The following is a 16,107-nucleotide window of genomic DNA, read 5'->3' as shown; positions in this document are numbered from 1 at the left end:
TCATTTAATTGCATCCAAAAACCAATGAAATGCATATTTTATAGGACGAATGACATTTCCAGTATTGCCATAGATTAGTTGACTTTATAATAACTATTTGTTATCGTCAAACTGTAGACTAACCATGTTTGTTCATTTAAATTTTAACAAAGTTCCTCGCTTCTAATCATACATCGGCATAACGTTAACTTCACCTGAGAATTCATTCTGTGGAGAAAGTAAGATGCTTAAAGATAAGAAGGTTAAAAGGATAGTTGAAAGATTTTCTTCTAGTCTCATGCTCACTTCAATAGCTTTTCTTTGCATGTCCTGTGCTTATAACAGTGAGAGGATCGATCCTTCTTGCGGGTATGCATATTCTTACAATTCCACCGATTCCTACATTAGCGAAGATGATACTCCTATGTATTCTCAGGTTTCTGGGGATTCTTTGCCTGGTACTGCTATTTCTGCAAAGGTAATAGATCATTCTGATAAGTATACTTCTTCTATATCTTCTTTTACCAATAATATAGACAGATCTGTATTAGAAGAAAGGCTTCCAAAGACTGTCACTGTAATGATGGTGGGGGATATTCTTTTGCACATGCCGATTGAAGAGACCTGTCATCAGGATGATGGGAGTTATGACTTCTCTTCTCTTTTTGCAAATACATCGGATATTATAAGTAGCGCTGATCTGTCTCTTGTCAATCAGGAGGTCATCATAGGCGGTGAAGAGCTGGGGATATCGGGATACCCTTGCTTTAATGCTCCTTATCAGATTGCTGATGCACTTGCAGATTCAGGATTTGACATAATATGCCATGCGACCAACCATGCTCTTGATAAAGGGACAAAAGGTATCATCAATACGCTAAACTACTGGAATACTGCTCATCCTGAGATCATTACTCTTGGTATATATGATAACGAAGAAGATTCAAAAGACATTACTGTTGTAACTGTTAATGATATTAAGATCGCTATTCTCAACTACACCTACGGAACCAATGGTATTCCGATTCCAAAGAGTATGCCTTACTGCGTTGAAACTCTGAATGAAGATTCTGTGATTGCGGACCTCGACCTTGCTGAAGAGATAGCTGATTTTACTATAGTGTGTCCTCACTGGGGGACTGAATACGTACTGCATCATACCTCCAATCAGGAATACTGGAGTAAGCTCTTCATGGAGCACGGTGCAGATCTTGTAATAGGGACGCATCCCCATGTCATTGAAGATATCGAATACTATCACGATGATGACCATGATATGCTCTGCTATTATTCTATCGGTAACTTTGTAAGCTGGACTTCAAGTAGTGGCAAGGGCGTTCTTAACAGAGTTGTAGGCGGTATAGCCAATGTTACTATTAGAAAAGATTATGATGGAAAAGTATATATTGAAACTTATGACATAATTCCAACTGTATGTCATCTGGAGCCTGTAACTAATGGTGTATCCGTATACCCTCTGGAGTTATATACAGAGGAACTGGCACTTCAAAATAAGATTTCAAAACAGGATTCCTCCTTCACACTTGATAACTGCAACGCACTTGTACAGGATGTTTGGGGCGAATCATGTGAAATGAAGCTTCCGGAAACTGAGTAGATCAAGATAATATATAACCTCTATAGCTTTTCCCTTGGCAATATGTTACATAAGTTTTACGATGTAATAGTTTTTTGTAAAAAACGAGGGGATGATATCTTTATATCTATTATGAAAAAAGCTATGGAGGACATGCAATGAAAAAGATCAAAGCCATTTTATTGATCTCTGCTGCAATAGGTGCAGCTGCTGCATTTACTGGATGCGGCAAACAAAAAGTCGATTTAAATTCTTTTATCAAAGTTGAATCAGAAGGCTATGACGGATATGGTAACGCAAGTTACAGCGTTGATACAGAAAGCCTCGAAGCTGCGTTAGCTTCTATTGTTGATTCTGACAGCAATATTCAGTCTCTTGAAAATCTCATGAGTGGTGAGCTCGATAAAACAGAATCTCTTTCTAATGGTGATACCGTAACCTTTACCTGGAGCATTTCTGAGAATCAGAAAAAAAACATTGAGGATGAGCTTGGTATAGACATCGTATATGAAAGCCTTGAATCAACAATTGAAGGATTACCAAACTACGTTAAAACAGTAGATGAAATTCCTCAATCTGTGCTTGATGTAATGCTAGAGAAATCTGACAAAGTTATAGCAGATATGCAGACAGATGAAGCCACAGAAGCTGAATACTGTGGTAAAGCGCTTTATGAGCACAAAAATTTTGACTCTTATAAAGTTCACACAATAGCTGTCCTTGAGACAGAGAATGGAAGTAATATCGTACTTATTATTTATGAACTCCACTTCTCAGTTCATGGAGATGTTACAACCTATTACCCTACTGCGTTTACTTACATCAAAGATTCTGATGAAGGTTTGGAATCTTCAGATATCAGCTTATCTGACTGGAGAGCATTTATAACTACCAAGGTTGGTGATTATACTTACTATGGACACGATAGTATTGACGAATTTAAGTCAGGCACATTAGACTGGTGGATCAACATCTTACCTTATGGTTTTGATCAGGCGACTGGAAACTATGATTATAAAGAATATTAATTAACTCTAAAACGACTATCATCTGATAAAAAATCTTTTGATGAGATTTTGACATCTTATTTAATTTAACAACCCCAAACGTAGAGCTATAATACTTCTACGTTTGGGGTTTCTTAGTTATAATAAACAATCCTTGTTTTTACCCAAGTTCAATATGTTTCTTTTGACCTTTGATAGTTATATCAAGCCCTATCTGTCTATCGTCTTCTCTTCTTACGAATATGACGCTTCTACCTCTATAGGTCTTCCTTACTGCTGATCTCATATCTGTATTATCTGCAAGGTCTCCGCCGTCAAGACCAAGGATCTCGGCATTATCAGATGCCTTTACACTTATCTCTTCATCTTTAAAGACTACGTCTGTGTCATCCTTGTCTTTAAGCGTGACAATTATCTGATAGATATAGCCTGATCTTGATGAAGCTTCTACAAAACTTTCATCGGTAATTGCATCTGTCCTTTCATATACTGCTACATCCAGGTGATCAGCAACATCAGACGTATATATAGCATCTGACACTAACTTCTCTCCTAAAACATTTGCCTTTTGGACGTTTTCAGCATTATCTGCAGGAGATTCTGTTTCCTTGATATTAACTGACTTCAGATCCCCAACGCTTTCTTTTATCTCAAGCCTTGCCTCAATCTTGCCCTTCTCAAATGCAACTTCAAACCTGAATGACCCGTCTTCTGCTCTTTCAGATGAACTCTTTACCAGTCTGTCATTTATATATAATCTGACACCTTTGATATAGTCATCTTCAGGATCAAGGAAGTATGGTGCATAGCACTTAACTATTACTTTTTCACCTTCTTCATAGTTCCAGGAACGCGACCTGTACAACCATTCAGCTTTTTCTTCATCAGGTCTTTCTGTAAATATTTTGATAAAAGGCTCTGATGTCCACAAACTTTTCCTTTTATAATACTCAGCCTTTGGAAGTCCTGCTGTATTAAGTATTCCTGAATATGCGCCGTGTATAGGCCATCCGTGGGCTTCTCCAAGGTAGTCGATTCCTGTCCAGAGGAACTGGCCGCAAATGTAGTCGTTGCAGGCTGCTGCCTTCCATTCTCTGATGCCGTGTCCGTTTTCGCTTCCAAGGAAGGTCTTGTCAGGGAATCTTGCATGCGACTCTTCATACAGATGTTCTTTGTAGTTATAGCCTACAACACTGAGGCTATCAATAAATCCAAGCTTTGTCGACAGTTCAGGGAATGCTGCTGCCAAAGTCACAGGCCTTGAATCATCAGCTTTTTGTACAATCAAGGATAGCTCTCTGGCAATTTCTGAAAGCCTTGCCATATCAGGCTTATCAGCATTATAGATCATCTCCTGGGCAGGCTTTCCGTTATCGTTATTGCCGGTAAATTCCTTGAATATAGGATTTACGTAAGGGTCATTCGGATAATCGATCTCGTTGCCTATACTCCACATGATAACACTTGGGTGCCTTCTGTCGCGGTCTATCATACCTAGAAGGTCTCTTTCATGCCACTCAGGGAAGTCCTCATAATAGCCCTGATGGCGGGGCGGGTACACATTATGGCCTTTTGCCCACTTGTTCTTACAGTTCTCCCACTCGTCAAAAGCTTCGTCCATAACATAGAATCCAAGTACGTCGCACAGATCATATAGTTCCGGCATATGGGGATTGTGAGAACATCTTATGGCATTGCAGCCGGCTTCTTTTAAGAGTTCAAGGCGCCTTTGCCATACTTCCTGTTTCATGGCACTTCCCAAAGATCCGCCATCATCATGAACACAGACACCGCGCAACTTTGTGGATACTCCGTTACAACTAAATCCTTTATCCGGGTCAAAAGAGATAACTCTTATTCCTGCCTTTTGCTCATCTACAAGGTAGTAATCGCTTCCGTCTATACTATAGTATGTAGATAATTTATATAGATTAGGTATATCAGCAGACCACAGATGAGGCTTATCGACTATACCATCTATCCTAAGTTCAGAGACTTCTTTTGCAGGAACAATCGTTTCTCCAAACAGTTCAATTGAAACTTCTTCAGACTCTGATGCAGATTCTCTTATGCGTTCTTTGATTTTTTCTTCCGGTTCAAGAACGCACCTGACTCTGACTTTCTTTTCTTTATCAGACTTATTCTGAATCTTATTACTTAAACTGATCCTTGCAGATATCCTGCCGGCATCTTCAATCAAAGATTTGGTATCAAGCCACACTCCGTCTATGACCGGTGCCACATTCTCTGATACAGACAGGGTGACTTTTTTGACAATTCCGCTTCCCGTAAACCACCTGGAATCCGCAATGTCTTCGTGGCGCACTCTTACGCTGATGACATTGTCTTCGTCTCCAAATCTGGCATATTCACTTATATCCAGTGAAAAAGATGCATAGCCGGAAGGGCGTTTTCCAAGAAAATATGAATTGAACCACACGCTACTGTTTTTATAGACACTGTCAAAGGTTATACAGATTCTTTTGCCTTGATATCTTGATGGGAGTTTGAAATGGCATCTGTACCATCCTGTTCCACCACGAAGATAGGCGGTTCCGCTGGAATATTCCTTAGAAAAAGAGGCCTCAACCGACCAGTCATGCGGGATCAGCACATCTTCCCACATATGATCGTCAAAGCCTTTGAACCAAGCCTCCTCGGCGTCACCATAATAGAATTTCCAGTTATCTGTTAATATAAGTTTTATGGTATCCATGTTCATCCTCAAATATCGTATGATTTGTCATTTCGTATTTTGGGTCTGATATTCACTTCACAATTTATGTACCAACCAGTTATAAGCCGGTCAATTACGCTTGTAATTACTGGATTTTCTGACCATAAGTCCTGATGGTTTTATAAGGATCTGTCTTTCAGCGCTTTTGCCATCAGCGACACTGATCGCTGTACGAACAAGTGTCTTGCCATATTTCTCATAGTCATAGGCAACTGATGTAAGCCCTGGTTCTGCGACTTCGCACAGATCAGTGTTATCATAACTTACAACAGTTATATCTTCGGGAATCTTAAGCCCATGTTTTCTTATGCTCTTGATAACTCCGGCAGCAGTACTGTCGTTGATACAGATGACAGCTTCAGGAAGAGGCTTTCCTGCAAGGCTGAACCTTTCGATAAGTTCGTTCATGGAGACTGTTCCCTCTTCGATTCCGTATCCGCCAAAGTTGTCAGTATAAAGAGAGCTGTTTTCAAGTTCTAATTCTTTTGTCAGTTTTAAGAACTCATTATATTTAATGTAAGTAGATTCTACGTCAAGTCTTCCTCCAACAAGTGCGATTCTTTTGTTGCCATTAGAAACAAGGTGCTGAACTAGCATGTCCATGGCAGCAGCTGCATCGATCTGAACCTGATAACAGTTGGTGTTATCAAGCTTACCTGTTACAACAAGAGGTATCTTATTGCCAAGGAGGCGGTTAACTTCTTTGACATAAGAAGGATCTGTAGTAAGGCTGTCGACAGCACCTCCAAGCTGGATTATGGCATCTGCTCTCCACTGAACGAGCTTGCCAAGCTGTCTTATCTCCATAGATGTCTGTCCAAAAGAGTTCATGAGCATTACAGAATAGCCTTCTTTGTTAGCTGCATTCTCGCAAGCCACGTACATATCTGCATAATATGTGTTTCTGATATCTGCAACGATAATGCCTATGATGCGGCTTTTGGTATCGGACAAGCCTCTGGCAACAGCACTGGGCTTGAAGTTATACTTCTTTATAAGCTCTAAGACTTTTTCCTTCTTCTCCTTTTTGACATTGGCATTGCCTGTAAGGACGCGCGAAACAGTGGCTGGTGAGACACCTGCTTCTTTGGCTATCTCATATATAGTTATCTTCTTGTCTGTCTGCTGCATATGCGTCCTCACTTTGCGAATGTGTATGATGATCACTCTGCACTTTCCCGATCAAAAGTACAAAGCCAGGCAATGAACTTTTCTGTACTATTATCGTTTATGGGCTAACCTGTTCACATGGTCCAAGGGAAGGATGATCCATAAGTTCGATCACGCTCTTAGCTTTGCCTTCTGTTTCAAATACAATGATCTCGTTCTTGCCATTCTTTATAAGTGGGCCGGGGAGATACAATGTTTCCTGCGGGCCAACTTCCCAGAATCTTCCGAGATTAAAGCCATTGATGAATACGCATCCCTTACCAAAGCCTTTCATATCAATGAAGGTGTCAGCTGATTCATCAGCTTCAAATGTATATCTGTAAAAAGAGGGGCCGTGATCTGTGATGCTATCTGAGTCTATATTATCAGCACAAGCCTTTTCAACATGATCACAAGATCCGTTGTCATCAATATTCTTATGTAATGCATCACCATTATTATCTTTATGCAATGCATCTATATTTACATCCTTAAAGCTAAGCTTGTCTACATTATCAAGTGGAAGCGTATATATATCATATCCATAGTGCTGATGAGTATTTATAAGTACGCAGCCATCAATTCCCTTGCGCTGTTTGAGCATATATGGTCCAAAGTTAACGCGGCCCATATTTTCAACAAGGATATCCATGTCTTTACCAAGCGTGGGAACAGGTGGCTCGATCTTCTTATCTTCAAGAAGCTCTCTGTCATACATGGTAGCAACATGCTTATGATCAACATATACTTTGGCTCTGTCATTAGCATCAACAAGTCTTATTCCGTTAATTTCCGGAATTTCTTTAAGCTTTGTATGATAGAGAATGTAGCCATAGCTCTGGTCAAGCTTCTCCATGGATACAGGATAAACGCTTTCGTTTTTACCAGCGATATCATCAAGGCTGTCCCAAAGTGATACATAGCCGTCAAGCTTTATGCTGCCATAAGCTTTTCTCTTGATAGGTTCTAAGTCTTCAACTTCAGGAAGTCCATATCTTTTGGATATTTCTTTTTGAAATGCTATATATTTGTCTGTAACCTGTCCGTCTTCTGTAAGGATAGCGTCATAGTCGTAGCTTGTAACATCGGGAGTCAGTTTATCATAATAGTTGGCTCCATTCATGAATCCGAAGTTGGTTCCGCCCTGGAACATGTAGATGTTGACATTGCCGTTATCGAGCATATATGCAAAGTCTTTGACATTCTGCTCTACGCTTGTTGTGTGATGGAAGCCTGATCCCCAGTCATCAAACCAGCCAAGCCAGAACTCCATGCAGGAAAGCGGGCCATCCACATATTTTTTCATAAAGTCAAAACGCTCTTTGGCATGAGATCCGAAGTTGCCTGTCTGAAGGATTCCGGGTATCTTGCCACCTGTAAATGCGTCATCGTACGGTCCGTCTGATGTAAAGAGCGGAACATTTATATCATAGCTTCTGATCAGGTCTTTGAGCCATTCCATGTAAGAATGGTCATCGCCGTAGTAACCGTACTCGTTCTCTATCTGCATCATGATGACAGGACCGCCATTGTCATACATGTAGGGTTTGATATATGGCATGAGCTTGTCATAATATTTTTTGACATGATCAAGGTATGGCTTATATGAGCAGCGAAGCTTCATTCCATCTTCTTTGAGAAGCCAAGCCGGGAATCCTCCGAACTCCCACTCTGCACAGATATATGGTGATGGGCGAAGGATCACGTAAAGTCCCGTCTCCCCTGCTGTTTCTATGAACTTGCCAAGATTAAGGATTCCTTCGAAGGTAAACTGTCCTTCTTTAGGTTCGTGCATGTTCCAGGGGATGTAGGTTTCAACTGTGTTGCATCCCATGGCGCGAAGTTTGATAAGTCTATCCTTCCAGTACTGAGGCACTACTCTGAAATAGTGGATCGCACCTGATATAAGATGGAACTCTTCGCCATCAAGATAGTATTTGTCTTTAATTTCAATTCCCCTCATCTATGTAGACCTCATTTTATAAAATCATTCAAAATCATTTTGTATAAAAACTTAGTTCGATCTGAGCTTTCAATATACTTTTTAAAAAGATTTTTTGAACAAAAGTATACACATATTATCCTTGGAGATATATTTATAATTTCATTCAAAAATGTATTTATAATGATTCGCATTTTCTTTTCTTAAAAATGGGGACGTACCCGAAGATACGCCCCCAAGGATTTAGAAAGGAAATTACAGGATGTAATTTAGACATGTCCAGAATTGAGGAGTTCATAATGAACTCCGGATGCAATTCTATGTCATTTTATTTATAGAGTTCGTCGATCTGCTTCTGAAGTTCTGCAGTTACATCATCGATACCTGCATCTTTGAGTGCCTGCTGATACTCAGCAACGATTTCTTCTGCTGTTCCTGAATACTTACCGAATGCGATCTGCTTCATGTAGTTAGTATGAATCTCGTTGATCTGGTCGATCTGAGTTGAGATATTATCTACGTTAGGAATGAACTGACCATAAGGATACTCGATCTTGATTCCGTCATACTCTTTGTAAAGTGCATCGATTGCATCCCAGTTCATTGTTGCATCTCTGATCTCAAGATCATCGTTTCTGCCCCACCAGTAGTTAGTAACGATTGCGTCAGCATCAGCGATTGTCTCTCTAAGACCGTCAGCATTTACATTGTACTGAACGCCTTCGATACCATAGTTGAAGAGCTTGTAGCAATCTGGATCATTTCTGATGAGATCATATACCATAAGTGCTCTCTCAGGGTTCTTGGAAGCAGCTGATACAGCCATAGCACCGTGTGTGATTGAAAGTGCTGTTACGTTGCCTGTCTCTTCACCAAAGTAGAAGAATCCAACTTCTGCATCTTCGTCATCAGCAAAGATTGTGTTGTTTGTGTGTCCAGGTGAGCAAAGGTCTGTCCATGTCTGTGTGTGGTGCTGCTCAGCAGCTGTCTTACCTACACGGAAGTCTTCTCTGTTATCAGATGATGTGTTGTTAAGAACGTCTGTCTTCCAAACACCGATCTCATCCCATTCCTTCATGAGCTTAGCAAACTCAACGAGTGAATCTGTATCTGTTACATATGGGCTGTATACTGTGTAAAGGTCATCCTTTGTGCCGCCCCACATAGCGCCGGAGTTGATACCGTCGATTGAAACATAGTTGCTGTGAGATGAGATCCATCCACCAACCATTGTTGCATACTGTGTTCCGTCTGAATCCCAAGGCTGAACATCAGGATAAGCTTCTTTTACATACTTGAAGTATGTTGTCATGTCTTCCCAGCTCTTTACGCCGTCTGTAAGTCCAGCTTCCTTAGCCCAGTCAAGACGATAAGAGAATCCGTGGTTAGTCCACTGTGCATAGTTGTCTTCAGGGATGAGGTAGATGTTGCCATCATATTTGCAGTACTCCCAGTTTTCAGCAGGAACTGATGCGTATGTCTGAGGTGCATATGTCTTGAGCATCTCCTCGTCGAGTTCAAGGAAAGCACCATTCTTAGCGTTTGGCCATGCATCAAGCCAGTCAGTAGCTGTTCCTACAAGGTCAACTGTTCCGTCCATCTGAGCAAGTGTCAGGTTGTAAACTGAAAGATAATCTGTCCAGTCAATATAGTAGATCTGAAGCTCTGCATTAACCTTCTCTGTAAGGATCTTGTTGAGCTCTGCAAGCATATCGTCTGTTGCGCTGTTCTCAGGCTTACCACCTGTTGTCATGTAGGTGATAACTACGTGCTCTGATGTATCAACAGCTTCTGCACTACCAGATCCGCTTGTATCCCCTGAGCCATTTCCACCATTACCGCAAGCTGCAAGTCCTGCTACCATAGTGAGTGAAAGAAGTGAAGCAAGCAATTTCTTTTTCATTAAATATCCTCCTATAGAATATATATTTGTTACTGCGTTATTGCAGTTAACTTTCCCCTAAAAATATTATTATAGTATTGCTATATCTCACGGAGTTAAATAGCTTTAGCTATTCGATTGCCCGGGAGTTAAATAGCTTCAGCTATTTAACTCTGTGTTAAAAGAATTGTTATAACAATTCTTTTAACCTTTAACCGCACCAACTGTGATACCGCCGATGAAGTATCTCTGTACGAAAGGATACAGAAGTACGATAGGTCCTGTAGCTACAACTGCTGTTGCCATCTTAAGTGAGTTGGTAGGAAGATCTGTTACAGTTACGAACTGTGCTGCAACTGAGTTCTTCAGTGAGTTAGCCTCATTTACTACCTTGTAGAGCATGTACTGAAGTGGATATGCATCAACCTTTGAGCTTAAGAACAGTGATGACTGATACCACTCATTCCAGTAACCAAGTGCAAGGAAAAGACCTATAGTTGCAAGTGCAGGCTTGAGCATCGGAAGGATAAGAGATGTAAATATCTTCATATCTCCTGCTCCATCGATCTTACCTGACTCTGTTATTTCAAAAGGTATAGACTTAACAAAGTTCTTCATCAGGATGATGAGCCATGGTGACATAAGAAGCGGAAGGAGTACTGCGAAGTAGCTGTCCTTAAGGTGATATGTCTGTGTCATAAGAAGGTAATATGGCGCAAGTCCTGCCTGGAAAAGACTTGTGAAGTAGATGAAGAATGAGATTACATTTCTAAGTACAAAGTCTTTTCTCTGAAGTGCGTAGCCTGTCATTGAGATAACGAGAAGTCCTACGCCTGTACCAACGCCTGTCATTAAAATCGTAAGAAGATATGATTTCCAGATCGCGCCTCCTTTAAGTACCATGTCGTAAGCTTCTGTGGTGAAGTCTCTTGGGAAGAGCTGAACTCCGGCTGATCTTATTACAGCTTCTGATGTAAATGATGTTCCGATGATAAGAAGGAAAGGGAATATGCAGGCAAGTGCATACAGTGTTACGAACACATATCCAATTCCTCGTATAACGTAATCCGATGTTCCAAGCTTAACTCTGGCGCTGGAATCATATGTATCATAATCAATTTTTTTATCTTTCTTAGCCATTTATATCCTCCATACCGTGTGCGGTATCTGTTATTTAGTAGTGAAAATACGAATCGGTTTTTTATCAGAAAAGTGAATAATCAGGATCAATCTTTTTAACTACAAAGTTTACTATCATGACCATAAAGAATCCGACTAATGACTGATACAAACCTACCGCAGATGCTGTGGAGAAATTGAAATCTGTCATTGTAGCACGATATACGTATGTCTCAATGATATCGGTTGTTGAGTAAAGCAGTGAGTTGGTACCGATTATGTTGTAGAACAGACCGAAGTTACCTTTTACGATTCCTCCGATAGCAAATAGAAGAAGGATTACTACTGTCTGACGAAGTCCCGGAAGGATGATGTATCTGATCTTCTGCCATGCGTTGGCGCCGTCTACTCTTGCTGCTTCGATGATCTCAGCGTCGATACCCATGATCGATGCGAAGTATACGACTGAGTTATAACCTGTTGACTGCCACAGGTGAATGATTACAAGAAGTACAGGCCAAACTGTTGGATCTGAGTAAGGGCTGAAGAGCTTTTCTTCAGGAGTTCCAAGAGCTTTTAAGATACTGTTTACGAAACCGGTATCATAGTTGAGAAGGTTATAAACAAGGAGTCCTATCAAAACCTGTGAAATGAAGTAAGGCAGGAACATCATTGTCTGTGAAACTTTCTTGAACCATTTGTTCTGGATCTCATTAAGAAGAACCGCTACAAATACTGCGAAGAAGTTACCAAGCAAAATAAATGCGATGTTATAAAGGATAGTATTCTTGGTCAGCATTCCGAGCTTACCGGAAGTTGCAAGAAATTCAAAGTTCTTAAGACCGATGAAATTACTTCCAAAGATACCTTTACGATAGTTATATTTAACAAATGCCACATAGATACCAGGCATTGGTGCATAGCAAAAAGCTATAAAGAAGATAATTGCCGGAATGCACATAAGAACAAGTGTACGATTCCTCCAAAGTTTCTGGCCAAATGACAGAGATGACTTTTGAACCTTTATCTTCTCGACCCCATTTACCGTTCCGTTTTTCTTACCCATACTTTCCTCTCCTGCTGAAATCCAAATGAATGATTTTTGAAATCGGTTTCTTGCTTGAGATTAAAAAATGGAAGTTTCTGAACCAAAACATATATTTGATATGTATCGATAGCTTACTTCCGTTAATTTTAACTACTTCTGATGTCCTTATACGATATAGCTTTAATTTGCTTTGTGTATTTTGACGTATATTTTATTTTGAAACCCATTTCATAATGTCATATTACACAAGATACTTAAATGTGTCAATAGAATTATAAAAGTTCTTTAAAATATTATGGCAATATATAAAAAAAGCCTCCAAAAACGGTTGGGTTTTTGGAGGTTATTACTAATACTATAACTTTTCTTAGCTTATCTAAGTCGCATTTTGTAGTTTTTCTCTACTTCACGCTGCTGGTCACGCTTTGCATCTGACTCTCTCTTATCATAGAGTTTCTTGCCTCGGCCAAGGCCTATCTCAACTTTGACGCGGCCTTTCTTGAAATACACCTGAAGCGGAACTATTGTATAGCCTTTGATCTTGACCTGCTGCTCGAGTTTCATGATCTCATTCTTGTGAAGGAGAAGTCTTCTGACACGAAGCGGATCTTTGTTGAATATATTGCCCTTTTCATAAGGACTTACATTCATTCCGCACAGGTCAGCCTGTCCATCCTTGATCACAACAAAGGATTCACCAAGGCTGCATCTGCCCATACGGATAGACTTAACTTCGGTTCCGACAAGTTCTATTCCTGCTTCATATTTGTCTTCGATAAAATACTCGTGGTATGCTTTCTTGTTATTACATACCAGCTTTATCTTCTCTTCTGCCATTATAACTTCTCCCATTCAAGTATTATATTAATAGTTTTGCTTCTTGATTTCTATTCTTTCAATAGTCATCATCTTTTCTTTTTCTGGTTGCTGCGAGCTGCTTTTGAAGTTGCAGACTTCTTATATTTGTGCACCTTATACTTCTTATGGCCTTTTTCCTGAGGTCCGCTTTCCTTGGACTTATGGCTCTTTGTACTGTTGTTAGATGAACGCTTCTTTTCTCTTGGTCTTCCTGTACGGCCGTCAGGTTCAAGTCCTTCTATCATGCGCTTTTTGCGCTCATGCGCGCGAAGCTCTGCGGCAGTCATAAGGTTATCATCTTCGCCGTCACTGAAGTCTATGTCATCAAGATCAGTATGCTTGCGGCTTCTGAAGTGATTTTCGACTTCGTCAAAGTCATCTTCGAAATCTTCAAGAGTAAGTTTTCTCTTTCTCTTCGCAAGATCTCTTTTAGCATTTTCATCTGATTCATCGGTGCTATAGCCATCAGACTCCTTACGTGAACGTCTACCTGTTCTCTTATCAGAATCATCCTCAGATGATGTTACGTTATTCTTCATGGAAGCTTCTTCTTTTCTCGCAGCCTCTTCTTCCATGAGTTTTAATACGTAATGCTTCTTGGCAGGCTTAAGCTGTATATCATCAGGATCTGTATCTTCATCAACGATCCTGAAATCTACAGTCTTTTCAATTCTGTCAGCACCTACAACCTTGATCTTGACCTTCTGTCCAAGTCTGTACTCTTTGCCAAAATCAGTTCCTGTAAGTGTAAAATTCTGCTCATCAAAAATATAATAGTCATCGGTAAGTTCTGCAAGTCTGATCATGCCTTCGCAGGTATTATCAAGCTCGACGAACATTCCCCAGGCTGTAACACCTGAGATTACGCCATCATATACTTCGCCAATGTGCTGCTCCATATATTCAGCTTTCTTGAGCTTATCTGTATCGCGCTCTGCATCATCAGCACGTCTTTCTGTATCGGAGCAGTGTTTTGCAACTTCCGGAAGAATTTCAGTATAATGCGCAAGCTTCTTTTCATCAAGTCGTCCTCTGATGCTATCCTTGATGATCCTGTGAATCTGAAGGTCAGGATAACGTCTTATCGGTGATGTAAAGTGGCAGTAATACTGGAGTGCAAGTCCGAAATGTCCCACGCACTCTGTTGTATACTTAGCCTGCATCATGCTTCTTAAAGCGACTCTGCTTATTATGGATTCTTCTCTGCTTCCTTCTATTTTGGAAAGGAGCTTCTGAATCTCCATAGGTCTTATCTCATCCTGACGGATATTGAGATGATAGCCGAAGCCTCTGATGAAGCTTGTAAGTGTATCAATCTTAGCTTCTGATGGCTGTTCGTGTGTTCTATAGACAAAAGGCACCTGAAGCCAGTAGAAATGCTGGGCTACAGTTTCATTTGCCGCAAGCATGAAGTCCTCGATAAGCTCGTTGGCAGGGCCTCTTTCTTCTTTTTCAATGCTTACAGGATTACCTTCTGTATCAAGCTTGATCTTGGCTTCTACTGAGTCGAACTCTATTGAGCCACGTTCAAATCTGCGCTTTTTGAGGATCTTGGCAAGCTCGTACATCTGCTCGAACATGGGGACGAGGTTTGCATACTTCTCTTTTTCCTCTTCATCGTTACAGGCTATGATCTTGCCAACGCTTGTATAGGTCATTCTCTCATCTACGTTGATTACGGATTCTACGATCTCATGATCTACGATCTCGCCCTTATTATTGATCTTCATAAGGCAGCTCATGGCAAGTCTGTCTTCTCCGTGATTGAGAGAGCATATTCCATTTGAAAGCTTATGAGGAAGCATAGGTATAACGCGGTCTACGAGGTATACGCTGGTTCCGCGCTTTAAGGCTTCTCTGTCAAGTGCAGAGCCCTCCTGTACGTAGTTAGCAACGTCAGCGATATGAACTCCAAGATGATAAAAGCCTTCATCGTCAATGCTTACGCTTACTGCATCATCAAGGTCTTTACTTTCTTCGCCGTCGATTGTGACCATCTGAACATCTCGAAGGTCTCTTCTTCCAAGCATATCGGCTTCACTGACTGTGTCAGAAGTTCTCATAGCCTGGTTCATGACTCTTTCAGGGAACTCGCTTGGTATCTCGTATCCTTTAACGATAGCAAGAATATCTACGCCGGGATCATTGATGTTACCTATGATTTCTTTGACTTTACCTTCAGGGTTCTTACCTGTAGCGATGTCGCCGTAGTCTGTGATCTCAACAACGACTTTATCTCCTGATACCGCGCCCTTGCTGCGTTCTTTTGGAACGAATATGTCGTTTGGAATCTTGTTATTATCTGCTCTTACAAAACCGAAGGTCTTAGAACTTTCATAAGTTCCGACAACTTCAGTCATTCCGCGCATTACGATCCTTATGATGCGGCCTTCCTGCCTCTTGCCTGCCTGCTCGCGCATGAGCTCGACAGCAACCGTATCTCCAAGGAATGCGTTGCCGGTTTCTCCTTCAGGAATGTAGATATCATCATCTCTTCCTTCAACAGTAACAAATCCAAAGCCTCTGCTGTTGCTGGTGAATACACCAATGATTCCGGCGTCAGACTTAAGATATCTTCCTCTGTTATTCCTAATGATCTGGCCTTCATTAACAAGGTCTTCTAGGATCTGCGCAAGCTCGTTACGGTCTTCCTTTTCAACTTGAAGGAAAACAGCCAGTTCCTTCTCCTTCATTGGAGAATATTTATCATCATGAATAAAGGCATTGACCATAGCTTTACGGTCCTGTGCTATCATGAATGTTTCCTGTTCATTTTTTATTTTCTTTTT

The 16,107-nt window shown here is 40.7% G+C and carries 9 protein-coding genes and 1 pseudogene; 2 read left to right on the top strand and 8 right to left on the bottom strand.

The annotated features are described in order from the left end of the window. The first annotated feature begins 223 nt into the window (after positions 1–223). Complete coding sequence (locus WAA20_RS05750) at positions 224–1,597, top strand: CapA family protein (protein WP_073384868.1); 1,374 nt, start codon at positions 224–226, stop codon at positions 1,595–1,597. A 137-nt stretch (positions 1,598–1,734) separates the two neighbouring features. Next, a complete protein-coding gene (locus WAA20_RS05745; RefSeq protein WP_073384878.1) occupies positions 1,735–2,604 on the top strand; it encodes a hypothetical protein in 870 nt (289 codons plus the stop codon). 139 nt (positions 2,605–2,743) lie between these two features. On the opposite strand, the gene WAA20_RS05740 is transcribed toward WAA20_RS05745, so the two are convergent. From WAA20_RS05740 to rnr, 8 genes and pseudogenes are all read right to left on the bottom strand, one after another. Continuing rightward, complete coding sequence (locus WAA20_RS05740; protein ID WP_167562636.1) at positions 2,744–5,299, bottom strand: glycoside hydrolase family 2 protein; 2,556 nt, start codon at positions 5,297–5,299, stop codon at positions 2,744–2,746. 90 nt (positions 5,300–5,389) lie between these two features. Next, positions 5,390–6,451 (bottom strand): LacI family DNA-binding transcriptional regulator, encoded by a 1,062-nt coding sequence (locus WAA20_RS05735; protein ID WP_073384882.1) that lies wholly within the window; start codon positions 6,449–6,451, stop codon positions 5,390–5,392. A gap of 97 nt (positions 6,452–6,548) precedes the next feature. Further along, positions 6,549–8,432: a beta-galactosidase family protein gene (locus WAA20_RS05730; RefSeq protein ID WP_073384884.1), complete on the bottom strand. Its 1,884-nt coding sequence runs from the start codon at positions 8,430–8,432 to the stop codon at positions 6,549–6,551. A 307-nt stretch (positions 8,433–8,739) separates the two neighbouring features. After that, on the bottom strand, positions 8,740–10,314 hold the full coding sequence (locus WAA20_RS05725) for an ABC transporter substrate-binding protein (RefSeq protein WP_073384887.1): 1,575 nt from the start codon (positions 10,312–10,314) through the stop codon (positions 8,740–8,742). A 183-nt stretch (positions 10,315–10,497) separates the two neighbouring features. Continuing rightward, positions 10,498–11,433 (bottom strand): carbohydrate ABC transporter permease, encoded by a 936-nt coding sequence (locus tag WAA20_RS05720; protein WP_073384889.1) that lies wholly within the window; start codon positions 11,431–11,433, stop codon positions 10,498–10,500. Between the two features lie 64 nt (positions 11,434–11,497). Then, positions 11,498–12,478, bottom strand: coding sequence for a sugar ABC transporter permease (locus tag WAA20_RS05715; RefSeq protein ID WP_073384891.1), 981 nt, complete (start codon positions 12,476–12,478; stop codon positions 11,498–11,500). 354 nt (positions 12,479–12,832) lie between these two features. Continuing rightward, the gene (gene smpB / locus WAA20_RS05710; protein ID WP_022759504.1) at positions 12,833–13,297 is read right to left on the bottom strand and encodes an SsrA-binding protein SmpB; all 465 of its coding nucleotides are present in this window, start codon (positions 13,295–13,297) and stop codon (positions 12,833–12,835) included. Positions 13,298–13,953: 656 nt separating this feature from the next. Further along, positions 13,954–16,074 (bottom strand): annotated as a pseudogene (gene rnr / locus WAA20_RS05705) (ribonuclease R); the annotation flags it as partial. Positions 16,075–16,107 lie beyond the last annotated feature (33 nt).

This window comes from Butyrivibrio fibrisolvens, from assembly GCF_037113525.1.
Lineage (GTDB): Bacteria > Bacillota > Clostridia > Lachnospirales > Lachnospiraceae > Butyrivibrio > Butyrivibrio fibrisolvens.
The sequence above is the reverse complement of the archived record's forward strand: the minus strand, read 5'-3'. Positions and strand labels throughout refer to the sequence as shown.

Bases quoted from the DNA above. Each gene is read 5' to 3' on its own strand.
- WAA20_RS05750 (WP_073384868.1), top strand. From the start codon at position 224: ATGCTTAAAGATAAGAAGGTTAAAAGGATAGTTGAAAGATTTTCTTCT.
- WAA20_RS05745 (WP_073384878.1), top strand. From the start codon at position 1,735: ATGAAAAAGATCAAAGCCATTTTATTGATCTCTGCTGCAATAGGTGCA.
- WAA20_RS05740 (WP_167562636.1), bottom strand. From the start codon at position 5,299: ATGGATACCATAAAACTTATATTAACAGATAACTGGAAATTCTATTAT.
- WAA20_RS05735 (WP_073384882.1), bottom strand. From the start codon at position 6,451: ATGCAGCAGACAGACAAGAAGATAACTATATATGAGATAGCCAAAGAA.
- WAA20_RS05730 (WP_073384884.1), bottom strand. From the start codon at position 8,432: ATGAGGGGAATTGAAATTAAAGACAAATACTATCTTGATGGCGAAGAG.
- WAA20_RS05725 (WP_073384887.1), bottom strand. From the start codon at position 10,314: ATGAAAAAGAAATTGCTTGCTTCACTTCTTTCACTCACTATGGTAGCA.
- WAA20_RS05720 (WP_073384889.1), bottom strand. From the start codon at position 11,433: ATGGCTAAGAAAGATAAAAAAATTGATTATGATACATATGATTCCAGC.
- WAA20_RS05715 (WP_073384891.1), bottom strand. From the start codon at position 12,478: ATGGGTAAGAAAAACGGAACGGTAAATGGGGTCGAGAAGATAAAGGTT.
- smpB (WP_022759504.1), bottom strand. From the start codon at position 13,297: ATGGCAGAAGAGAAGATAAAGCTGGTATGTAATAACAAGAAAGCATAC.